At 72.6% G+C, this 21,740-nt stretch carries 16 protein-coding genes, 1 pseudogene and 1 riboswitch; of the genes and pseudogenes, 8 read left to right on the plus strand and 9 right to left on the minus strand.

Going from position 1 to position 21,740, the window contains the following annotated elements:
• Positions 1–296 precede the first annotated feature (296 nt).
• Positions 297–467, plus strand: a riboswitch (cyclic di-AMP (ydaO/yuaA leader).
• A 5-nt stretch (positions 468–472) separates the two neighbouring features.
• The 3 genes from AB0K51_RS16025 to AB0K51_RS16035 all read left to right on the plus strand — a co-directional run bounded on the left by AB0K51_RS16025 (position 473) and on the right by AB0K51_RS16035 (position 4,128).
• Positions 473–1,741: a transglycosylase family protein gene (locus AB0K51_RS16025; RefSeq protein ID WP_363454894.1), complete on the plus strand. Its 1,269-nt coding sequence runs from the start codon at positions 473–475 to the stop codon at positions 1,739–1,741.
• A 139-nt stretch (positions 1,742–1,880) separates the two neighbouring features.
• A complete protein-coding gene (locus AB0K51_RS16030) occupies positions 1,881–2,081 on the plus strand; it encodes a hypothetical protein (protein ID WP_363454897.1) in 201 nt (66 codons plus the stop codon).
• A gap of 124 nt (positions 2,082–2,205) precedes the next feature.
• A complete protein-coding gene (locus AB0K51_RS16035; RefSeq protein ID WP_363454899.1) occupies positions 2,206–4,128 on the plus strand; it encodes an AMP-dependent synthetase/ligase in 1,923 nt (640 codons plus the stop codon).
• A 72-nt stretch (positions 4,129–4,200) separates the two neighbouring features.
• Here AB0K51_RS16035 and AB0K51_RS16040 read toward each other — a convergent pair whose 3' ends face one another.
• The 7 genes from AB0K51_RS16040 to AB0K51_RS16070 form a co-directional block, all read right to left on the minus strand.
• Entirely contained in the window at positions 4,201–5,226 is a 1,026-nt protein-coding gene (locus AB0K51_RS16040) for a LacI family DNA-binding transcriptional regulator (RefSeq protein WP_363454901.1), read from the minus strand.
• Positions 5,227–5,251: 25 nt separating this feature from the next.
• Positions 5,252–6,967, minus strand: a complete 1,716-nt coding sequence (locus AB0K51_RS16045; RefSeq protein WP_363454903.1) for a glycoside hydrolase family 13 protein — start codon at positions 6,965–6,967, stop codon at positions 5,252–5,254.
• Between the two features lie 43 nt (positions 6,968–7,010).
• Complete coding sequence (locus AB0K51_RS16050) at positions 7,011–7,910, minus strand: carbohydrate ABC transporter permease (protein ID WP_363455116.1); 900 nt, start codon at positions 7,908–7,910, stop codon at positions 7,011–7,013.
• Positions 7,911–7,975: 65 nt separating this feature from the next.
• Positions 7,976–8,926, minus strand: a complete 951-nt coding sequence (locus AB0K51_RS16055; protein ID WP_363454906.1) for a sugar ABC transporter permease — start codon at positions 8,924–8,926, stop codon at positions 7,976–7,978.
• A 107-nt stretch (positions 8,927–9,033) separates the two neighbouring features.
• Positions 9,034–10,317, minus strand: coding sequence for an extracellular solute-binding protein (locus AB0K51_RS16060; RefSeq protein ID WP_363454909.1), 1,284 nt, complete (start codon positions 10,315–10,317; stop codon positions 9,034–9,036).
• 298 nt (positions 10,318–10,615) lie between these two features.
• Complete coding sequence (locus tag AB0K51_RS16065) at positions 10,616–11,686, minus strand: aldose epimerase family protein (RefSeq protein ID WP_363454911.1); 1,071 nt, start codon at positions 11,684–11,686, stop codon at positions 10,616–10,618.
• Between the two features lie 101 nt (positions 11,687–11,787).
• A complete protein-coding gene (locus AB0K51_RS16070; RefSeq protein WP_363454914.1) occupies positions 11,788–14,685 on the minus strand; it encodes an AAA family ATPase in 2,898 nt (965 codons plus the stop codon).
• Positions 14,686–15,010: 325 nt separating this feature from the next.
• Between AB0K51_RS16070 and AB0K51_RS16075 the strand changes: the two genes are divergently transcribed.
• The gene (locus AB0K51_RS16075) at positions 15,011–16,054 is read left to right on the plus strand and encodes a hypothetical protein (protein ID WP_363454916.1); all 1,044 of its coding nucleotides are present in this window, start codon (positions 15,011–15,013) and stop codon (positions 16,052–16,054) included.
• Positions 16,055–16,191: 137 nt separating this feature from the next.
• Positions 16,192–16,518: a nuclear transport factor 2 family protein gene (locus AB0K51_RS16080; protein WP_363454919.1), complete on the plus strand. Its 327-nt coding sequence runs from the start codon at positions 16,192–16,194 to the stop codon at positions 16,516–16,518.
• 74 nt (positions 16,519–16,592) lie between these two features.
• Here the strand turns inward: AB0K51_RS16080 and AB0K51_RS16085 are convergent, their stop codons facing one another.
• The gene (locus tag AB0K51_RS16085; protein ID WP_363454922.1) at positions 16,593–17,810 is read right to left on the minus strand and encodes a serine hydrolase domain-containing protein; all 1,218 of its coding nucleotides are present in this window, start codon (positions 17,808–17,810) and stop codon (positions 16,593–16,595) included.
• A gap of 51 nt (positions 17,811–17,861) precedes the next feature.
• The gene (locus tag AB0K51_RS16090) at positions 17,862–18,191 is read right to left on the minus strand and encodes a hypothetical protein (protein WP_363454925.1); all 330 of its coding nucleotides are present in this window, start codon (positions 18,189–18,191) and stop codon (positions 17,862–17,864) included.
• A 113-nt stretch (positions 18,192–18,304) separates the two neighbouring features.
• Between AB0K51_RS16090 and AB0K51_RS16095 the strand changes: the two genes are divergently transcribed.
• The 3 genes and pseudogenes from AB0K51_RS16095 to AB0K51_RS16105 form a co-directional block, all read left to right on the plus strand.
• Positions 18,305–18,832, plus strand: coding sequence for an NUDIX domain-containing protein (locus AB0K51_RS16095; protein ID WP_363454927.1), 528 nt, complete (start codon positions 18,305–18,307; stop codon positions 18,830–18,832).
• Between the two features lie 52 nt (positions 18,833–18,884).
• Positions 18,885–19,688 carry a TetR/AcrR family transcriptional regulator gene (locus tag AB0K51_RS16100; RefSeq protein WP_363454930.1) on the plus strand — a complete coding sequence of 268 codons (804 nt, stop codon included), beginning with the start codon at positions 18,885–18,887 and terminating at the stop codon, positions 19,686–19,688.
• A 124-nt stretch (positions 19,689–19,812) separates the two neighbouring features.
• Positions 19,813–21,740: pseudogene (locus AB0K51_RS16105) on the plus strand (hypothetical protein); the annotation flags it as partial.

The raw sequence follows: 21,740 nt of genomic DNA on the forward strand, positions 1-21,740 counted from the left end.
CCAAAACGTCCGCCGATCCACTCGCACCGAACACTCACCAAAGCCACCATAAGGCATGGATCAGAACGTAAGGTGACAAACGGGACACAAGATCGGCCGACCCCTGACGCGAAAACAGATTCCGGACCACCCATCGGAGTTCGCCGGAAATTCCTTGATCGCCATTCCGAAAGAAAGTGACCCCCCTCACAGCCATTTGCGAATTGCTCTTGACTCCGCTTAATCTCCTGCCCACGTTCGTGGTCACACGGACCCAGTTCGCCCGGAACGCCGAGTCCTGCCGCCGGGTGCGCTGGCATTGCGATACGCACCACGGCAGGGGCGGGGGAACCAGGTAAGTCGCCCGGGAGTGGTCGAAGGCCGCTCCGGGGCTTGGGGTGAAGCCGTGCACGCCGTCAGGTGTGCGCGGCCGGGCAACTCCAGCCCGAATCCGACAGCTCACCTCGCAGGCGTGGGAGAGGAACGCTTCTTCATGCTGCCCATCAGCGCCAAGCGCGCCCGCCGCCTGATCGCGACCACCGGCGTCGTCGGCATCGGCCTCACCGTTCCCTGCCTGGCCTCCGGCTCCGCCTCGGCCGCCTCGGTGTCGACCTGGGACAAGGTCGCGCAGTGCGAGTCCAGCGGCGACTGGTCGATCAACACCGGTAACGGCTTCTACGGCGGCCTCCAGTTCACCAACAGCACCTGGGCCGCCTTCGGCGGCACGGCGTACGCCTCGCGCGCCGACCTGGCCACCAAGGACCAGCAGATCGCCACCGCCGAGAAGGTGCTGGCCGTGCAGGGCCCCGGCGCCTGGCCGGTCTGCTCGATCCAGGCGGGTCTGACCAAGGGCGGCTCCGCCCCGCAGGTCGACACCTCGGCCGGCCAGAGCGCGGCCAAGACCCAGCAGCCCAAGGCCCAGCAGCAGGCCCCGGCCGCCGCCCCGCAGGCGAAGGCCGAGACCAAGCCGGCCCAGCAGCCGCAGCAGCCGGCCGCCCAGCCGCAGCAGAGCACCCAGGCCGCCGAGACCTACACCGTGGTCGCGGGCGACTGGCTGTCCACCATCGCGCAGAGCCACCACGTGGACGGCGGCTGGCAGAAGCTGTACGACCTGAACCGCTCCCTCCTGACCGAGGGTCCGGACATGATCTACCCGGGTCAGCAGCTCTCGCTGGGCAACGTCGCGACCGCCTCCGCCCCGGCCGAGCAGTCCACCAAGTCGTCGTGGAACGGCTCGCACGACTCCTGGAACAACGGCTCCTCGCACCAGGGCACCGGCAAGAACACCACCCAGAGCACCGGCTCCACCGCCGCCGCCAAGAGCAGCACCGCCAAGGCGAGCACCTCGACCATCGCGGCGAGCACCACCAAGTCCGCCACCACCACCGCCTCCGCGGTGACCGGTTCCAAGGCCGCCGCGGTGAACTTCGCGCTGTCCAAGGTCGGCCAGGCGTACGTCTACGGCGGTACCGGCAACGGCGGTTGGGACTGCTCGGGCCTGACCCAGGCGGCCTTCCGCCAGGCCGGCATCAGCCTGCCGCGGGTGGCCGCCGACCAGGCGGACTACTCGACCCGGGTGTCGCTGGACAACCTGCAGCCGGGCGACCTGCTGTTCTGGTCCAGCAACGGCGCCAACTCGGGCGTGTACCACGTGGCGATGTACGTCGGCGGCGGCAAGTACGTCGAGGCGGCCAACCCGAGCGCCGGTGTGCGCACGGAGACCATCGCCAACTGGGCGCCGGACTTCGCCGGCCGGGTCTGACCCGTCCGCCCACCCAGTGCCTGACGCGGGCCCGGCCCGCGCCTGATGCACCGCTGCCCTCGGGGACCCTGGTCGGCTCCGGGGGCAGCGGCCTATGCTCGGCCGGACGGACCTGTCCCGAGCGTTCAGGAGCGACCCGATGGCCAAGGTGACGATCTCGCTCGACGCGGACCTCGCGCTCGAGGTGATGATGCGGGTCGGCACGACCAGTCCGCAGGACGCGGTGGAGCTGGTGGTGCGCGACTACCTCTCGACCGGCAGGCGCACCGAGGCGATCACCGGCAACGACCGGGAGAACGAGCGGTTCACCGGTCCCGCGCCGCAGGCCGACCAGGGCTGACGCTCCGTCAGGGAACACGCACCTTTTACACAATCTCCGGCACCGTCAAGGAACTTACCGTCTAGTAAGTTTACTGCCGAGTACCTACCCTTGGCGGACCCCCACCACCCAAGGGAGTCCGCTCATGGCACATCCCCTCGCCCGTGCCGGGCGCACTGAACACCTGATCGACCGCGTGCCGGTCCGGACCGTCCGCTCCGGCGGGCGGGTGGTCGAGGCGCACAGCCCCCACCTGGTCGCGCCGCCGGAGACCGGCAGCCTCGCCGACCTGCCCTTCCGCAACGCGCAGGAGGACCCGGCGGCCCGGGTCGCCAGCAGGCGCCGGGCCGACGGCGGTTGGGAGCACCTGACGGCCCGTCAGTTCGCCGACCAGGTGGCGACCACCGCGCGCGGACTGGTCGCGGCCGGGGTGCGGCCCGGCGACCGGGTCGCACTGATGTCGCGCACCCGGTACGAGTGGATGCTGCTGGACTTCGCGGCCTGGTCGGCCGGCGCCTCGGTGGTGCCGGTGTACCCGACCTCCTCGGTCGAGCAGGCGGAGTGGATCGTCCGGGACTCCGGCGCGGTGCTGGCGGTCGCGGAGGACGCCGAGACCGCGGAGGTGCTGACCGTCGCGATCGCCCGCACCGGCGGGACGGTCCCGCTGTGGCGGCTCGACGAGGACGCCGTCGGCGCCCTCGCCGAGCTCGGACAGGCGGTGCCGAACGCCGAGTTGGAGCGGCGGCGGGCGGCGCTCGGCCCGCGCAGCGAGGCCACCCTGATCTACACCTCGGGGACCACTGGGCGACCCAAGGGCTGCCTGCTCACGCACGGCAACTTCCTGACCGGGGCGGCGAACTGCCGGGCGCTGCTGGAACCGGTCTTCGAGGAGGTCACCGGCGAGGCTCCGTCCACCCTGCTGTTCCTGCCGCTCGCCCACGTGCTGGGCCGGATGATCCAGGTGACCTGCGTGCACGGGCGGATCCGGGTCGGCCACAGCCCGTCCCTGAAGCCCGATCAACTGCGGCCGGACCTGGCCGAGTTCGGGCCCACCTTCGTGGTCGGGGTGCCCTACCTGTTCGAGAAGATCCACCAGGTGGGGCGGGCCCAGGCGCAGGCCAGGGGCGCGGTGAAGCTGTTCGACCGGGCGGCGCGGGTCGCGGTGCGCTACGCCCGGGCCGAACTCGCCGCCCTGGCGGGCGAGGGAGGGCCCGCGCCGCTGTCGCTGCGGATGGCCCACGGCGTGTACGACGTGCTGGTGTACCGCAGGGTCCGGCAGGCGATGGGCGGGAAAATCCGGTACGCGATCAGCGGCGGCTCCTCGATCGACCCGGAGCTGCTGCTGTTCTTCGCCGGCGCCGGGGTGCTGGTGCACGAGGGCTACGGGCTGACCGAGACCACCGGCCCGTCCACCGTGAACCCGCCGCTGCGGCCCCGCCCCGGCACGGTCGGCCCGCCGGTGCCGGGCACCGCGGTGCGGATCGCCGAGGACGGCGAGGTGCACCTGAGCGGTGATCAGATCTTCGACGGCTACTACGAGTTGGGCGCGCCGCGGCCCTCCCGGCCGCGGTGGTTCGCCACCGGTGACCTGGGCCGGCTGGACGAGGACGGCTACCTCAGCATCACCGGCCGCAAGAAGGAGATCCTGGTGACCTCCGGCGGCAAGAACGTCTCCCCCGGCCCGCTGGAGGACCGGCTGCGCGCCCATCCGCTGGTCGGCCAGTGCCTGGTGGTCGGCAACGGCCGCCCGTACGTGGGCGCGCTGGTCACCCTGGACGCCGAGGCGGTCGAGCACTTCCTGGAACTGCGGCCGCAGAGCCCGCCGACCGGGACGGAGGCCGTCGACATCGCCAGTGCGATCCCGGTGCACCACGCGGTGCTGACCGAGCTGGCGGCGGCGGTGCGGGCGGTCAACTCGACGGTCTCGCGCGCCGAGTCGATCCGCCGGGTGCGCGTGGTGGCGGGCGACTTCACCGAGGAACGCGGCCTGCTCACACCCTCGTTGAAGGTCCGCCGGCTGGCCGTCGCCACCGCGTACCGCCGCGACATCGAGCAGCTGTACGCGTGAACGCCGAAGCGGCCTCCGGGAGTTGGCTCCCGGAGGCCGCTGGCGGCTTAGTGCGGCTGAGGGGTCGCCCGATCAGGGCCGGCGCGGTCCGGAGCCGGTGGAGCCGCGCATCACGAGCTCCGGCTGGAACATGAACTCCGAGCGCTGGGCCGGGTTTCCGCCGACCTCTTCGAGGAGGGCGTCGACCGCGGCGGTGGCCATCGCCTCCACCGGCTGGCGCACGGTGGTCAGCGGCGGCTCGGTGAACGCTATCAGCGGGGAGTCGTCGAAGCCGACCACCGAGACGTCCTGCGGCACCGACAGTCCGCGCTGGCGCACCGCGCGGATCGCGCCGAGCGCCATCATGTCGGAGCCGCAGACGATCGCGGTGCAGCCCTTGTCGAGCAGCGCCTGCGCGGCGGCGTGGCCGCCCTCCACGCTGAACAGGGTGTGGTGGACGAGCTCGGCGGCCTGCTCGGGGGTGCGCGCGGTGAGCTGCTGCACGGCGGCCGTGAAGCCCTCGATCTTGCGCAGCACCGGCACGTAGCGCTTCTGGCCGACCGCCAACCCGATCGTCTCGTGGCCGAGTTCGACCAGGTGCTGGACGGCCATCCACATCGCGGCCCGGTCGTCCGGGGAGATGAACGGCGCGGCGATCTTCTCGCTGTAGCCGTTGATCAGCACGAACGGGACCTGACGGCCCGCCAGTTTGGCGTACCGGTCGTGGTCGGCGGTGGTGTCGGCGTGCAGGCCGGAGACGAACACGATGCCGGCCACGCCGCGTTCGACCAGCATCTCGACGAGTTCGTCCTCGGTGGAGCCGCCCGGGGTCTGGGTGCACAGCACCGGCGTGTAGCCGTGCCGGCTGAGCACCTGTTCGATGACCTGGGCCAGCGCCGGGAAGATCGGGTTGCTGAGCTCGGGGGTGATCAGACCGATCAGCCCGGCGCTGCGCTGGCGCAGCCGGGTCGGGCGCTCGTAGCCGAGCACGTCGAGGGCGGCCAGCACGGTCTGCCGGGTGGTCGCGGAGACACCCGCCTTGCCGTTGAGTACGCGGCTGACGGTGGCTTCGCTGACCCCCGCCTGCGCCGCGATGTCGGAGAGTCGCGCCGTAGTCACGATCCCAGAGCCTATTGCAACCACGTCAGACCGCCCACCATGCGGTGCTGTCGGCCGCGAGTTCGACGCCGTCCTCCACTGCGACAGCCTCGGCGGAGGACAGCAGCATACGGCCGGGGGCGGCGATCCGGACCGCCTCGGAGGTGGTGTTCACGGTGCAGACGAAGGAGCCTTCGGCGGCGGTGCGGCGGAAGGCCAGCACACCCTCGGGGGCGGGCAGCCACTCGACCTCGGTGCCGGCGCCGAGCGCGGGCTGGGCGCGGCGCACCGCGAGCGCGGAGCGGTACAGCTCCAGGGTGGAGGTGGGGTCGCCGGTCTGGACCTCCACCGAGAGCTTGGCCCACTCGGCGGGCTGCGGCAGCCAGCTGGGGCCGCCGGGGTTCGGGCCGAAGCCGTACGGGGCCTCGGTGCCGGACCACGGGATCGGCACCCGGCAGCCGTCGCGGTAGCCGTCCTGGCCGGCCTGCCGGAAGAACGACGGGTCCTGGCGGACCTCGTCGGGCAGGTCGGTGACGTCGGGCAGGCCGAGCTCCTCGCCCTGGTAGACGTAGGCGGAGCCGGGCAGGGCCAGCATCAGCAGGGAGGCGGCGCGGGCCCGGCGCAGGCCGAGTTCGCGGTCGCCGGGGGTGCGGATCTGGGTGCCGAGGCCGGGCGGGTTGGCGAACCGGGTGGCGTGCCGGGTGACGTCGTGGTTGGAGAGCACCCAGGTGGTGGGGGCGTCGACCGGGCGCATCGAGTCGAGCGACACGTCGATCACCTCGCGCAGCGCGGCGGCGTCCCAACCGGTGCCCAGGTACTGGAAGTTGAAGGCCTGGTGCAGCTCGTCGGGGCGGACGTAGTTGGCGGTGCGCTGGACGGTGGGGGTCCAGGCCTCGGCGACGCCGATCCGCTGGCCGGGGTACTCGTCGAGGATGGCGCGCCAGCTGCGGTAGATGGCGTGCACGCCGTCCTGGTCGAAGAACGGCATCACGTCGTTGCCGAGCAGCTTGAGCTGGTCGTGGCTGCCGAGGTCGGGCAGGCCGGGGGCCTTGACCATGCCGTGCGCGACGTCGATCCGGAAGCCGTCGACGCCCATGTCGAGCCAGAACCGCAGGATGGAGCGGAACTCGTCGGCGACCGCCGGGCTGTCCCAGTTGAAGTCGGGCTGCTCCGGGGCGAACAGGTGCAGGTACCAGTCGCCCGGGGTGCCGTCCGGGTTCTCGGTGCGGGTCCAGGCGGGGCCGCCGAAGATGGACTCCCAGTCGTTGGGCGGGAGTTCGCCGTTCTCGCCCTTGCCGGGGCGGAAGTGGTAGCGCTCGCGCAGCGGGGAGCCGGGGCCCTCGCGCAGCGCGCGCTGGAACCACTCGTGCTGGTCCGAGGAGTGGTTGGGGACCAGGTCGACGATGATCCGCAGGCCCAGCTCGTGGGCGTCGCGGATCAGCGCGTCGGCGTCCAGCAGGGTGCCGAACATCGGGTCGACGGCGCGGTAGTCGGCGACGTCGTAGCCGGCGTCGGCCTGCGGGGAGGCGTAGAACGGGGACAGCCAGACCGCGTCCACACCCAGGTCGCGCAGGTAGGGCAGGCGGCTGCGGATGCCGGGCAGGTCGCCCATGCCGTCCCCGTTGCCGTCGGCGAAGCTGCGCGGGTACACCTGGTAGATGACCGCGTCCCGCCACCAGCCTCTGGAGGCCCCGGTGTTCGCAGCAGTCCGAGCGGCGGGAACGGCGGCGGGCCGGGAGGCGTCGGCCAGGTTCTGGGTCATTGGACAGTCATCCCTTGGAAGCTGTGTGGAAGGTGACGGTGGTTCAGGACTTCGCGGCGCCGGCGGTGAGGCCGGTGACCAGGTGGCGCTGCACCAGGTAGAAGACGACCGCGGCGGGGATCGCGATCAGCACCGAGGTGGCGGCCATCAGCTGCCACTGGTGGTCGTGCTCGCTGACGAACGAGGACAGACCGACGGCCAGGGTGTACTTGGAGGACGAGAGCATGAAGGTCGAGGCGTACGCGACCTCGCCCCAGGCGGTGAGGAAGGAGTAGAACGCGGCGACCGCCAGGCCGGGCCGGGCGAGCGGCAGGATGAGCCGCCAGAAGGTGCCGAACGGGGACAGTCCGTCGACCCGGCCGGCCTCGTCGATCTCCACCGGGATGGTGTCGAAGTAGCCCTTCAGCAGCCAGGCGCAGTACGGCACCGTGGTGGCGGAGTAGACCAGGACCAGGCCGGTGTAGCTGTCCAGCATCTGCAGGTTGGACAGGATGTAGTACATCGGCACGATCAGCACCGCGATCGGGAACATCTGGGTGACCAGCAGGGTCCACATCAGCTGGCGGTGGCCGGGGAAGCGCATCCGGGAGACCGCGTAGCCGGTGGAGGCGGCGATCAGCACGCCGACCACGGTGGTGCCGCCGGCCACGATCGCCGAGTTGCCGAACCAGGTGAGGAAGTCGGTGTCGCCCAGCACCTTGCCGTAGTTGGCGAAGGTGGCCTTGTCCATGATCTTCGCCGGGTGCAGGTAGTCCATGTCGTCCGGACCGAGCGAGATGTACCCGATGTACAGCACCGGGAAGAGCGCGATCAGGCTGGCGATCAGCAGCGCGCCGTGCGAGAGGACGGCGCCGAGCGGCGAGGACTCGCCGCGCGCGCGGACCTTGACGGGCCGTTCGGCGGAGGCCGGGGTCGCGGCGGGGCGGTCGGCGGTGAGGGTCATGGCGGTACCTGCCTGGTCGTGGTCCTTGGTCGGCTGCGGGGTCGTTCCGGTGCGGGCCTCGGTGCTCATCCGTTGGCCTTCTCGTTCCGGGCCAGCCAGCGGCGGTAGAAGCTGGTGAACACGATCAGGATGGAGAGCAGCAGGATGCCGTAGGTGGCGGACTGCGCGTAGTCCGCGGGCTGCTGGCCGAAGCCGAGGCGGTAGGCCCAGGTGACCAGGATCTGCGCGTCGGGGGCGCCGGAGCCGAACAGCAGGAAGATGACGGCGAACTGGTTGAAGGTCCAGATCACGCCGAGCAGCACGACGGTGGAGGAGACGGTGCGCAGGCCGGGCAGGGTGACGTAGCGGAACCGCTGCCACGCGCTGGCGCCGTCCATCTCGGCGGCCTCGTACAGCTCGGCGGGGATCGACTGCAGGCCGCCGAGCAGCGAGATCATCATGAACGGCACGCCGACCCAGGTGTTGACCAGGATCGCGGCCGCCTTCTGCGCCCACGGGTCGGCCAGCCAGCTGGGTTCGGGCAGGCCGACGGCGCCGAGCAGGCCGTTGAGCGCACCGCCGTCGGCGAGCATCAGGCGCCAGGAGAAGACGGTGACGAAGGTCGGCACCGCCCACGGCAGGATCAGCACCAGCCGGTACAGGCCGCGGCCGCGCAGCTTGCGGTTGAGCAGCATGGCCAGGCCCAGGCCGATGGTGTAGTGCAGGACGACGCAGATCACGGTCCACGCGACGGTCCACACGAAGTGCGACCAGAACCGGTCGTAGGCGGTCGGGCCCCACAGCACGTCCGCGTAGTTGTCGAGTCCGACGAACTTGAAGCTGTCGGGGATGTGGTTGACGCCGATCTGCCGTCCGACGTTGAGGCTGTTGGCATCGGTGAGGGTCAGGTACACCCCGCGGACCAGCGGGTAGCCGACCAGCACCCCGAGGACGATCGCGACCGGCGCGATCATCGCGTACGCGTACCAGTACTTCGAGTACGACAGCCTGATGCGCTGTGCGACCGCAACTGCCATGGGTTGACACCTTCTCCGGGAGGTCCGCCGCCTGCCTCGGCGACTGCTGCTTGGTGTGACGGGCGCCGCCCGGCCCACTGTCAGGTGTGGGCCGGGCGGCAGGTCTGCTACTTGGTGAAGTCCGGCAGGAGCTTCGCGTAGTCGGTGGCGGTGGCGTCCAGGCCGGCCTTGGTGTCCGACTGGCCCTGGACGATCTTGCCGAGGTTGGTGCCGAAGGAGCCGAACAGCGAGGCGTACTCGGGCAGTTCGGGGCGCGGCTGGGCGGAGGTGAGGATCGCCTGGAAGTCGGCGATGCCCGGGTTGGCCTTGACCTCGGCGGTGTACGCGTCGGTGCGGGTGGGCAGGGTGCCGTTCTTCAGCGCGAGGAAGGTCTGGCTCTCCGCCGAGGTGAGGAACGCGGCGAGCTTCTCGGCGGCGGCCTTGTGGGCGGCGTCGGAGCCGGCGTACACCGAGACGTTGTGGCCGCCGGTGGGCGCGCCGCCCTTGCCGGTGGAGCCCTTCGGGACGGCCGCGATGCCGAGGTTCTTCTTGTCGGCGAAGGCGGTGCCCTTGTAGACGTTGGTGACCTCCCACGGGCCCTGGATGATCGCCGCGACCTTGCCGCTGTTGAAGGCGTCCATCATGTGGGCGTAGGAGTCGGTCGTGACGTCGGCCTTGACGGTGCCCGGCGCGGTGAACATCGACTTGTAGGTCTCGATGGCCTTGACGGCCTCCGGCGAGTTGACCGTGACCTTCTTGCCGGCCGCGTCCACCATGTTGGTGCCCTCGCCGTACAGGAACGGCATGGCGTAGTAGCCGTCGCCGGCGCGCATCCAGAAGCCGTCGACGCCGGCCTTGTCCTTCAGCAGCGCGGCGTCGGCCTTGAGCTCGTCCCAGCTGGTCGGCGCGGCGGTGATGCCGGCCTTGGTGAAGAGGTCCTTGTTGTACATCAGGGCCAGGGTGTCGGTGACCAGCGGCACGCCGTAGGTCTTGCCCGAGTACTTGGCCTGCTGGATCAGCGAGGGCTGGAAGACGGAGGCGTCGGTCAGCGCGGGGGTGCCGTCCAGTGCCTCCAGGTAGCCGGCCTTGGCGAAGGCGGAGGTCCAGCCGACCTCGGAGCGGAAGGCGTCCGGCGCGCCCTTGGCGCCCATCGCGGTCTGGAGCTTGTTCTGCGCCTGGTCGAACGGCACGTTGACGAAGTTGACCTTGATGTTCGGGTTCGCGGCCTCGAACTTCTTGACCAGCTCCTGGTAGTTGGGAGCCTCGTTGGTGGCGTTGGAAGTGTCCCAGTAAGTGATGGTGACCGGTCCGCCGTCGCCCTTGGCGTCCGAGCCGGAGCCGCTGCTGCCGCAGGCCGCAAGAGTGACCGCAAGAGCCGCAACGAGAGCGGAGGCCGCGATGCCACGCCGCATGGAAACTCCTAGGAAAAGTGGGGGTGCCCGAGATGGTGGAGGACGGCGCATAATGGCTGTCCCGAGCCGACTGCGCCGTTGCGGCCGTCGGGCTTGACCAGGAACGTAACAGCGGGGCGAGCACAGCTGAAAGTCCTTGCAGCAAGTTTCTGCAAGATGACGGGGATCGTTACGTCTACGTGTCCTGAGAGTTGCCGTCACGCGTCTTGACGATCTGCCGCTTGCGGAAAGGCCTTGCAGCGCCCGGGCACGCGAAAGGCCCCGGGGGCGCTTCCCCGGGGCCTTCGTGGAGCGGACGTCAGCCGGTGGTGCCCAGGCGCAGCACCGTGGTGGAGCGGAACTCCTGCCCCGGCCGCAGCTCGGTCGACGGGTAGGACGGCTGGTGCGGGGAGTCGGGGTGGTGCTGGGTCTCCAGGGCGACGCCCGCGTACGGGCCGTAGGCCACCCCGGACGGGCCGGTGACCGCGCCCGCGAAGCCGTTCGCGGTGTACACCTGCAGGCCCGGCTCGGTGGTCAGCACCTCCAGGGTGCGCCCGCTGCCCGGGTCCTCCAGCAGCGCCGCCCGCACCGGCGGACCGTCCGCCGGGCGCTCCCGCAGCACCCAGTTGTGGTCGTAACCGCGGGAGGGCTTCAGCTGCGGGTGGCCGTCGGCGATGTCCTTGCCGATCGGCCGGGCGGTGGTGAAGTCGAACGGGGTGCCCGCCACCGGCGCGTACGGGCCGTACGGGATCTGCCGCTCGTCGACCGGGGTGTAGGCGTCCGCGTCCAGCGTCAGCAGGTGGCCGAGCACGTCGCCGCTGCCCTCGCCCGCCAGGTTGAAGTAGGCGTGGTTGGTCAGGTTGACCACGGTGGGCTTGTTGGTGACGGCCCGGTAGGAGATCGACAGGTCGGCGCCGGCCAGCACGAACTCGACCCACACGTCCATCGCCCCGGGGAAGCCCTGGTCGCCGTCCGGGGAGTGCAGGTGCATCCGCACCCCGCCGGGGATCTGCTCGGCCTCCCAGACCCGGTGCGAGAAGGAGTCCGGGCCGCCGTGCAGGGTCACGCCGCCGCCGGTCGGCATCAGCGGGTGGTCCTCGCCGTCCAGGGTGATCCGGCTGTCGGCGATCCGGTTGGCGTACCGGCCGACGGACACCCCGTAGTGCTTGGCCGGGCCGAGCAGCGCGCCCACGTCCCGCGTGGTGAGCAGCAGTTGGGCCGGGGTGCCGGTGCGGTCGGGGGCGGTCAGGGTGTGCAGGGCCGCGCCGAGGGTGATCACGGTGGCCTCGATCGGGCCCGAGCGCAGCGTCCACCGCTCCAACCCCATGCCGGGCCCGGAGGAGTCGAACGGCGCCCGATGCACCTCGGTGGGTTCGACCGATGCGGTCATGACCTGCTCCTCACTCTTGATCACCCTGCCCGGCCAGGGTAGCCCGCCCCGGCCCGGGCGGCGGTGACCCGCCCCCGCGCGCCGGGGCGACCGGCAAGGTGTCAGTCAGCCTGCCCGGGGCCGGTGGTGGGCAATCCGAGCGCCGCGGCCAGGCCCTCGGGGCCGGTGCCGAGCTTGCGGTGGACGGCCGCGAGCCGCTGCTTCACCAGCGACACCGGGACGCCCAGCTGCTCGGCGATCCGCTGCGGCGGCACCTGGAGCACCGCGAGCTCGGCCACCGCCCGCTCCTGCGGATTGAGTGCCTCTTTGGCCGGCAGCAGCACCCGGTTGGGCTGCAGCCCGGAGCGCGCCAGCACGTTGCGGGCCCGCACCACCAGGCCGTCGGCACCGCAGTGCTGCGCCAACTCCATTCCCTGGTACAGCAGTTCGGCGGCGTCCACGGAACGGCCGACCTGCACCAGGGCGGCACCGAGGTCGACCAGCGCGTGCGCGTGCTCGTAGGACGCCGGGGAGCGGCCGAGCCAGGCGACCGCCTCCGACAGCAGCTCGACGGCGCGCGGGCCCTCCCACACGCTGGCGGCCAGCCGCAGCGAGGTGCCGATCGCCGACGGCGAGCCGGACAGCCGGGCCCGGCTGATCGCCTCGTCACCGTTCTTGCGGGCCGACGGCACGTCACGGTGCGCCATCGCGACGGCCAGGTGGCCCGCCCACGGGGCGTGCACGGTGGAGCGCCAGCCGCGCCGGTCCAGCCGCAGGCCGGTCTCGGCGAGCACCTCGACCGCCATGTCGTACTCGCCGCGGGAGATCAGCAGCTTGCCGTAGATGGTGGCGACGTCCGGCAGCAGCAGCGCGGTCTGGTGGTACGGCGGCGTGAAGCGGTACTGCTCGGCGACCTCCCAGGCCTCCTCGTCGCGGCCGCGGGCGAGCAGGGTGTCGATCAGCGCGCCGACCAGGTTCCACTGCAGCGGCAGCCCGCCGCCCATCCGGTCGGCGATCCGCAGGCCGCGGCGCAGGAAGTCCTCGGCCTCCGGCAGGAAGCCGCGGCGCAGCCGGGCGAAGCCCATCAGGAAGTAGGCGAAGCCGCGGTGCGCGCCGCTCCACCCGGCGATCTCGAACTCCAGGATCGCGGAGGAGAACAGCTTCTCGGCGCGGGCGAGTTCGTCGTGGTAGGCGTAGCAGAGGCCGAGCAGCGCGGGCAGCTCGAAGTTCCAGGTGGTGTTGGTCCACCCGAGGCTGCGCGGCAACCGGCCGTCGGCCAGGGCGAGTTCGGCCTCGCGCAGGGTCTCCGGGGCGGGTGCGCCCTGCAGCGTGAGGTCCCAGGCGCGCAGCGCGTGCACCGGGCGGGCGGCCTCGCTGTCCGGGTCGACCTGGGTGGCGAGTTCGGCGAGCTGGCGGGAGCGGGCCGGGCCGTCCTCCTCGTCGCGCTGCAGGGTGGTGTACAGCAGGTGGGCGACCGTCAGGCGGAGCTTGCCGAGGCCCTCCGGGGTGTGCTCGGCCTCGTCGCGACAGAGTGCGGCCGCGCCGTTCAGGTCACCGCCGTGGGCGATCACCTCGGAGAGCCGGAACACCGCGTCGACCCGCAGGTCGGAGCTGAGGCCGCCTTCGATGGCGAGCGCCAGGCGCAGCTGGTTGGCGGTGGCCTCCGGGTCGGTGAGCAGCGCGGCGCAGCCGAGTTCGTACAGCACCTCGGCCCGGTCGTCCTCGTCCGGCGGCTCGTTGAGGGCGCGCTCCAGACAGCGGCGGGCGGCTTCGGGCGCGCCGATGGCGAGGTTCTCGGCGGCGGCCCGGCGGAGCTTGCGGACGATGGCGTCGTCGCCCTCGCCGGGGTGGGTCTCCAGCAGGTGCCGGGAGGCGGCGATCAGCGAGCCGCCGGTGTTCTCGATGACGGTGGCGGCGATGCCGTGCATGGCGGTGCGGGTGCTGGGCGACATCGACTGGTAGATGGAGGTGCCGATCAGCGGGTGGACGAACTCCAGTCGGCCGTTGGGCTGGCTGGTGAGCACCCGGTGGCGGCGCAGCTCGCGGACCGAGTCGGCGGCCTGGGCGGGACCCTGGGCGCAGATCGCGGAGGCCAGCTCCTCCTTGATGTCGGTGCCGAGCAGGGCGGCGGCCCAGGCGAACCGGATGGTGGTCGGCCCGAGCTTGTCCAGCCAGTAGTCGCGGCCCTGGCCGCGGGCGGCCGCCGCGAGGTCGCGCAGCCGGGGCGAGTTCTCCTCGACCGGTTCGAGGCTCTGCTCGCGGATCTCGCGCAGCAGGGCCACGGTGTCGAACGGGGCGCCGGCGGTGACCGCCCAGACCTGCCGGCAGAACGCGTCGTCGGCGTCGGCGAACTCGGTGTGGACGAGCTCGGCGACCGAGACCGGGTTGAGCGGCATCAGCTCGTGGCGGCGCACGGCCATCCGCTCGATCTGCGCGGCCAGCGGGCGGGCCTCGTCCTCGAACTCGTGCCGGTAGGCGAAGGCCAGCAGCACCGGCAGTTCGCGGGCCCGCGCGGCGAAGGCGTGCAGCCAGGTCAGCGACTCCATGTCGGCCCAGTGCAGGTCGTCCACGGCGACCACCAACGGGGCGCGGCGGGGCGCGAGTTGGGTGATCACGAAGTCCAGGCCGTCGCGGATGCCCTGCGGGTCGATCCGCTCGATCTCGTCGGACGGCGGGGCCAGGCCGACGGCCGGCGCGACGATGTTGTACCAGTTGCCGAAGACCTCGGACCGCTCCTCCTCGCTCAGACCGCCGAGCACCGGGAGCAGCAACTGCCGGAGGACGCGGAAGGGTTCCTTCTTCTGGCGCTCGCCGCCGCGGGCGAACAGGACGGTGCTGTCCTTGCGCTGCCCGGCGATCCGCCGGACCTGTTCGAGCACCGAGGTCTTGCCCATCCCGGGCGGTCCGGAGAAGACCAGCAGTTCGCCGATCTTGGTACCACCCGCGGCGAACTCCCGGCACAACCGGTCCACGGCCTGTTCGGCGGAGCGCAGTTCGATGTCCCGCTCCCACAGCCGCACGTCGACCGTCTCGGGGCCGACTCCCGCTCCTGCGGCCCGCTCTGCTCTTCGGCCACGCCCGTCCCTCCGCCTCGCCGTCCCGGCACTCCGTTTCCGACCTTAGCGCCGTCGCGCCCGGCGCGGGCGACGTTCGCGCAGGCGGGCGACCTGACGGAGGGTTAGACGACCTGGCCTGGGGCAAATGCCTTACTACCCCTGACATCTGATGATCCGATCGGATAATGTTCGGGCCTCAGGGGTGTAGTTGATCTTAGTGGGAGAGGCCACCGCCGGCGCCCACCCTCAACAGTTTTGACGCACCGGCAAGAGGCGCTCTGGAGACACGTTGGCTGCCATCCCCCCGCTGTTCTGCCCGATCCCGTCCGCCTTGCACCCGGACCACGAATCGGTCGGGAAGAGCACGGAGCTGTGGCTGGAGACGATGGGCTTCAGCACGGACCCGGAACAGCGCCGACGACTGCTGGCGATCGGGGCACACGAATTCGTCTGCCGAATCGCCAGGGACGCCGAGGGCACCACGGGACTCGAACTGGTCTCACAATGGCTGTGCAGCATGCTCACACTCGACGACGAGTGGGACACCGGCGAGTTGAACCGCGACCCTTCGCGTGTACTCACCATAGCAGCCACGCTACTGGCCGTTATCAACTCGCCGAATTCTCACCTGCACCAGACCGACCGCTACGGCGAGTCGGTCCGCGACGTCTTCCGGCGGGCCCGCGAGTGGGCCCCCGCGCCGACCGTGCGGCGCTGGGCGGACAGCCAGCTGGAGTCCTTCATGGGCGCGGCGACGGTGGTCGCCTTCCGCGCCGAGGGCAAGACGATGTCCCTCGCCGAGTACCTCACGGTCGGGCCGCTGGACCGCGGCAGCCGCTCCTGCATCGACATCATCGAGGTCTGCGAGCGCACCTGCCTGCCGCAGTCCCAGCTGGACTCCCCCCGGGTGCACGCGCTCACCCAGGCCGCCAAGTTCCTGGTGCTGATCGCCGCCGACCTCTACTCCTACCGCCGCGAGGACAGCCAGGGCGCGCTGCAGAGCAACATGGTCGACGCCGTCCAGCGCCACCTGGCCTGCGACCGGGAGCGGGCGCTGCACGAGACCGCCGCGCTGCACGACCGCACCATGTGCCTCTTCCTCCGGCTCGCCGACCGCACCTCGCGCCGCGCCGGGCCCGAACTGCGGCGCTACGTCCGCCAGTTGTCCAACCTGGTGAGCGGCAACCTGGAGTGGGGCTTCACCTCGGCCCGCTACGCCCCCCGGCAGCCCGGGACGATCCCGGTCGCCGAACGCGCCGACCGGCCCGCCGACGGCCGGCTCACCCCGCCGCCCTACCCGGAGATCTCCTGGTGGTGGGACCAGCTCTGGTGACCCGCCCCTGACGGATCGGCACACTCCGGCACCGGCGAACGGGTGAAATCCGGGTGGACCAAGGCCGCTGGCGGACGGCGGCCGGACGGGTCTCACTGGAGTCACACCCGTTCCGACGACAGGGAGCACCACCAGCCATGACCATCGCCATCGACAAGCTCTCCGATCCGGCCGTCCGCCGCCTGCTCGGGGCGGTCAACTCCGGTGACCGGGACGCCTTCTTCGCCGCTCTGACCGAGGACGCCACGATGTCCGACGACGGCTCGGACCGCGACCTGGCGCAGTGGGTCGACCGGGAGATCTTCTCCTCGCACGGGCACATCGACGTGCAGACCGAGAAGTCCGGCGGCCGGGCGGTGGTCGCCGACTACCGCAACGACACCTGGGGCGAGATGCGCACCGCCTGGCGGTTCACCGTCTCCCCCGACGGGCGGGTCAGCCGCTTCGAGACCGGCCAGGCCTGACGGGCCGTACGGTGACCCGGCGTCAGCGGTGACCCGGCGTCAGCAGTAGCCCGGCGCCGGCGGCGGCGCAGGGCTCAGCGCGCCGCGAGGCACTCCCGGACGGCGGCGATCAGCGTCCGGGAGCGGATGTCGCCGGTGACGCCGGGCTGCATGCCGTTGGTGACGTAGCCGAAGCCGATGCCCAGCTCCGGGTCGGCGAAGCCCAGCGAGCCGCCCCGGCCGGGGTGGCCGAAGCTCGCCGGGGAGGCCATCGGTGACGTGCCGCCGTGCCGGAAGAAGCCCTGGCCGAAGGTGGTGTTGACGATCAGCACCCGGTCCGGCCCGTGCACCGAGGGACCCGTCGCCTCGGCCAGGGCCTCCTTCCCGAACAGCGCGGGCAGCCGCTCGCCGGGCGCCCCGTGCCGGTCGGCGGCGCCGATCAGCGCCGCGTAGAACCGGGCCACCGCGCGGGCGGTGCCGATGCCGCCCGCGCCGGGCACCTCGACCGCCTGGACCGCCGGATCGTTCAGGTCCACGCTGCTGCGCACGGAGCCGAAGGAGCGGGCGGTCAGCGAGCGCGGGTCGCGGTAGGCGTCCACCACCGACTGCTTCGGCCGCATCCGCATCCCGTTCGGGCCGACCTTGGCGGCCTCCGGCGCGGGCAGGTCGACCAGCCGGCCGACCCGGGGCGCGGCCCCGGCGGGCAGGCCGATCCACAGGTCGAGGCCGAGCGGACGGGCGATCTCCTCGGCGAAGTAGTGGCCGACCGTCTGCCCGGAGACCCGCCGGACCACCTCGCCGACCAGCCAGCCGAAGGTCAGCGGGTGGTAGCCGTGCGCGGTGCCCGGCTCCCAGGCGGGGGCCTGCGCGGCGACCGCGGCCGCGGCGGGCTCCCAGGCGAGGACGTCCTCGATCCGCAGCGGCACGTCCAGCGCGGGCAGCCCGGCCTGGTGCGAGAGCAGCCAGCGCACCGGGATCCGGTCCTTGCCGGCCGCCGCGAACTCCGGCCAGTACCCGGCCACCGGCGCGTCGAGGTCGAGCAGGCCGCGCTGGGCGAGGTGCAGCGCGGCGGCCGCGGTCAGGCCCTTGGTCACCGAGCGGAGCACCTGGGCGGTGTCGGCCGTCCAGGGCACCGCGGGGGCGGGGCGCGCGCCGACCTCGGGCCGGGCGTCGCCGGCCCACAGGTCGACCACCTTGCGGCCGTCCGCGTACAGCGCGAAGGCCGCGCCGAGCTCGCCGTACTCCCGGAAGTTGCGCGCGAACGCCGCCCTGACCGGCTCGAACCCGCCGGCCGTCTCGCCCTGGATCTCCACCCGCCCACCATACGAGCAGGTCGGCGGGGCGGGCCGCCCGGGGCGGGGGTGCTACTCGACCGTCCAGCCGATGTGGCCGATGCCGGTGCTGTAGAAGGCGCAGTGGCCGGAGGACTCCTCCGTCCGGCCCGGCTGCGCGGTCACCGAGTTGCCCGTGACGTCCGGCGCGAGGCCGCAGACGATGTCGGCGTGGAAGGTGACCGGGGCGCCGGTGTTGTTGGTGCAGTCCACCCCGCCGTACAGGTCGTCGTTGTTGTGCACCCAGGTGTAGCAGTCCAGGCCCGAGCGGACGGCGGCGGGAGCGGGGGCCGCCAGCGCGGGCAGCGCGGGCACGAACAGGGCGACGGCGACGGCGGCGAGGACGGTGAGGCGGTTCTTCAACGGGGCTCCTGGTGCGGGGAACTGACGTGTCGTCGGGATTCCTCCCCCGGCCAGGAGGTGCGTATACCAACTCTTTCGGGTGATCCCGCCGCCCGCACCGGCACAATGCCGGTATGACCGAACCCACCACCAACCCCGGCGACGAGATCCTCGACGTGGTCGACGAGCAGGACCGGGTGCTGCGCACCGCCCCGCGCTCCGAGGTCTACCGCGACGGGCTGATCCACCGCTGCGTCTTCGTCCTGGTCCGCGACCCGCAGGGCCGGATCTTCACCCACCGGCGCACCGACACCAAGCTCTTCGCCCCCGGCGCCTACGACTGCTTCGTCGGCGGCGTGGTCGGCGCGGGCGAGGGCTACGCCGACGCCGCCGTCCGGGAGGCCGAGGAGGAGCTCGGGGTCACCGGCATCCGCACCCGCCCCCTGTTCCGGTTCCTGTACACCGACGGCGACCGGTACAGCTGGTGGTCGGACGTCCACGAGGCCGAGTGGGACGGGCCGGTCGACCCGCAGGTCGAGGAGGTCGCCTGGCACGGCTGGCTGACCGAGCAGGAACTCGCCGAGCACCTCGCCACCCTCGACTTCGTCCCGGACGGCCGCGAGGCCTACCGCCGCTACCTCCTGCATCGCACCACGGGCTGACCAGCACGCCCGCGCTGTCCCCACCCGGCACCGACGAACTAGGGTGGAGCGCATGGCTTCCCGTACGCCGTCCGTGGCGCCCAGGTCGGACGAACCGCGCACCGCCCGTGGCACGGAGCCGCGAGCCCCGCGGCGGCGGCTCAGCGTCGACGAGCGACGCGAACAGCTGATCGCGGTCGCCCTCGAACTGTTCTCGGCGCAGGCCCCCGAGGACGTCTCGATCGACGACATCGCCGCCGCCGCGGGGGCCTCCCGGCCGCTGGTGTACCACTACTTCCCCGGGAAGCAGGCGCTGTACGAGGAGGCGCTGCGGCGGGCTGGCCGGGAGCTCTCGACCCGCTTCGAGGAGCCCGCCGACGGCCCGCTCTCCGAGCGCCTGTACCGGGTGATGGGCCGTTACCTGGACTTCGTGCAGAGCCACGCGGCCGGCTTCACCGCGCTGCTGCGCGGCGGCTCGGTGACCGCCAGCCCGGACGCCGACGCCGTCATCGACCAGGTCCGGCGGTCCGCGGCCGAGCAGATCCTGCGCCACCTCGGCATCCCCGACCCGAGCGCCAACCTGCGCCGTACCGTGCGCGCCTGGATCGCCAACGCCGAGATCAGCTCGCTGGACTGGCTCACCGACCGGCCGGTCCCGGTCGAGACCCTGCAGCTCCAGCTGGTCCAGGAACTGGTCGCCGCGCTGGCCGTCGCGGCCGGCCGCGAGCCCGAACTCGCGGGCTTCCTCACCGAGTTCTTCGCCGCCGAGCAGCCCGACGGACCCACCGGCCGGCTGGTCCGCGACCTGGCCGCCACCCTCTCCGCCCCAGGCCTTGCCGAGACCCTGCTGCGACTGGCCGCGCCCCCCACCGACTGACGAGCCGTCACCCGCTCCCCGCTCCGCCAGGCCCCACTCCCCCGGCACACGATCTACCCCGTCCGCCGGGTCTGGTAAAAAGTGGCTGGACCTGTCCACACCCGAGAGCGAGGGGGCTCGGCGCATGACGCAGGACGGCTTCGCCGCCGCAGACCGGATCACGGCGACCCTGGACGCGGTCTCCGCCGCGCTCCTCGGCAGCCGCGCCACCCACTACCCCGCCGATGCGCTGACCGCGTTCCGCCGGAGCCCGCACCCCGCCGCGAAGGCGCTGTTCGGGCTGCGGGTCAGCCCGGTCGGACCGGGCCTGCTGACCGTGCTGAAGCTCGGCACCGTGGTCGAGGCCGCCGCCTCCCGCCGCCCGAGCCCCGGTGCCGGGCGGGAGGCGCTGCCGGTGCTCGCGCAGCGCTTCGGCGGCTCGGCCCGCGGCCTGGCCGACACCACGTCAGCCGCCGCCCTGCAGCTGCCCGCCGCACCGGAGCCGGCCGACGAGAAGCTGCGCCCCGCCTTCACCCGGGCGCTCGCCGCGCTGGCCGAGCCGCGGGTGACGGTGAACCCTGACGAACTGTCGACGGGCGCGGGCGTGGAGGCCCGGCTGGTGCTGCCGCCGGCCTTCCACCCACTGACCGTACGCGGCGCCGGGCCGGCGCTGGCCGCCCATCTCGTCGAGTCCGCCGAGGAGTTGTTCGCCGGGGCGAGCGCCGCCGAACGCTTCGACTGGGCGCTGGTCGCCGCCCTGCTCGCGGAGGAGTTCGCCGCCGCGCAGGTCGCCTACGCCGGTGTCGGCGCGCTGACCGTCGACGGGCGCCCGTCCCGGGTCAGCCTGGTGGTGGCCACCGCGCACCGCCCGCAGCCGATCCAGGAGTTGGCGCTGGCGCTGTCCACCGAGCGCCCGCACGCCGAGGTCTGGACGGTGCTGCTGCCCGCCGGCCCCGCGGCGGTGCTGGTGGAGGCCAGGACGGTACCGGTGCCCGCCCCGCTGAGCGGCGACGGCCGGCGCAGCTGGGTGGTCAGCTCGGTGGTCGAGGCCTTCGTGCCGATGCCGGACGGCGCGACCGTGCTCACCGTCCAGCTCTCCACCCCGAACAGCGAGGACTGGGAGCTCTACACCGGCGTCTTCGCCGACCTGCTGTGCCGCCTCCAGATGGCCTGGGACGGCGTCGCCGCCGCGGTGACGCCCGGCCCCGCGACGGCAGCTGCCGCGCCGTCGACGCCGGTGGCCTCGCCGCCGCCCGCCCCGGCTCAGCCGGTGCAGACGCCGCCCGTGCAGACGCCGCCCGTGCCGGCTCCTGCCGCATCGGCCCCGGCCGCGCCGCCCGCCGCCTCGGTGCCCGCCGTTTCGGTGCCCGCGCAGGCCAGCGCCTCGCCGCCGCCCGTCGCCCCGGTGGCCCAGCCCGACCCGGACGCGGGTACCCCGGTGCGCGTCCCGGCCGCCGACTTCAACCCGTTCGCGACCCCGGCGCCCGCCGATCTGCCGGCCCAGCCGACCCCGGTGCTCGCCTCGGCCGACCCGTTCGGTTCCCCGGCCGCCGACCAGTTCGGCGCTTCCGCCGCCGACCAGTTGAGCGTGCCCACGCCGGCGCCTGCCGCCCCGCGCGACGAGGTGCCGCCCTCCGCCAAGGGCACCCCGGTGCGCGTCCCGCCCTCGGACTTCAACCCGTTCGCACCTCCGGCACCGGCACCGGCCCCGGCCGCTGCCGCACCGGCCGCCGCTCCGGCCGCCGCCGAGGACGACGACCTGCCCGGCAAGGGCACCTGGGTCCACGTCCCCCCGGCCGACTTCAACCCCTTCGCCCAGACCACTCCGCCGCCGCCCGCAACCCCGGCCCCCGCCGCACCGGTCGCCGATCCGTTCGGCTCTCCGGCCGCCGATCCGTTCGGTTCCCCGGCCGCCGACCCGTTCGCGACTCCGGCCGCGGCCGATCCGTTCGCCGCGGCGGCCGCGCCGGTGGTGGAGGAGGAGGAGAACGAGCTGCCGGGCAAGGGCACTTGGGTGAAGGTGCCCCCGCCGGACTTCAACCCCTTCGCACCCCCGGCCCCGCCGACCCAGGC

The sequence above is a fragment of the Kitasatospora sp. NPDC049285 genome (genome assembly GCF_040678815.1).
Lineage (GTDB): Bacteria > Actinomycetota > Actinomycetes > Streptomycetales > Streptomycetaceae > Kitasatospora.

Excerpts from the sequence above, each read along its gene's own strand:
- AB0K51_RS16025 (WP_363454894.1), top strand. The coding sequence starts at position 473 with ATGCTGCCCATCAGCGCCAAGCGCGCCCGCCGCCTGATCGCGACCACC.
- AB0K51_RS16030 (WP_363454897.1), top strand. The coding sequence starts at position 1,881 with ATGGCCAAGGTGACGATCTCGCTCGACGCGGACCTCGCGCTCGAGGTG.
- AB0K51_RS16035 (WP_363454899.1), top strand. The coding sequence starts at position 2,206 with ATGGCACATCCCCTCGCCCGTGCCGGGCGCACTGAACACCTGATCGAC.
- AB0K51_RS16045 (WP_363454903.1), bottom strand. The coding sequence starts at position 6,967 with ATGACCCAGAACCTGGCCGACGCCTCCCGGCCCGCCGCCGTTCCCGCC.
- AB0K51_RS16050 (WP_363455116.1), bottom strand. The coding sequence starts at position 7,910 with ATGACCCTCACCGCCGACCGCCCCGCCGCGACCCCGGCCTCCGCCGAA.
- AB0K51_RS16055 (WP_363454906.1), bottom strand. The coding sequence starts at position 8,926 with ATGGCAGTTGCGGTCGCACAGCGCATCAGGCTGTCGTACTCGAAGTAC.
- AB0K51_RS16060 (WP_363454909.1), bottom strand. The coding sequence starts at position 10,317 with ATGCGGCGTGGCATCGCGGCCTCCGCTCTCGTTGCGGCTCTTGCGGTC.
- AB0K51_RS16065 (WP_363454911.1), bottom strand. The coding sequence starts at position 11,686 with ATGACCGCATCGGTCGAACCCACCGAGGTGCATCGGGCGCCGTTCGAC.
- AB0K51_RS16080 (WP_363454919.1), top strand. The coding sequence starts at position 16,192 with ATGACCATCGCCATCGACAAGCTCTCCGATCCGGCCGTCCGCCGCCTG.
- AB0K51_RS16095 (WP_363454927.1), top strand. The coding sequence starts at position 18,305 with ATGACCGAACCCACCACCAACCCCGGCGACGAGATCCTCGACGTGGTC.
- AB0K51_RS16100 (WP_363454930.1), top strand. The coding sequence starts at position 18,885 with ATGGCTTCCCGTACGCCGTCCGTGGCGCCCAGGTCGGACGAACCGCGC.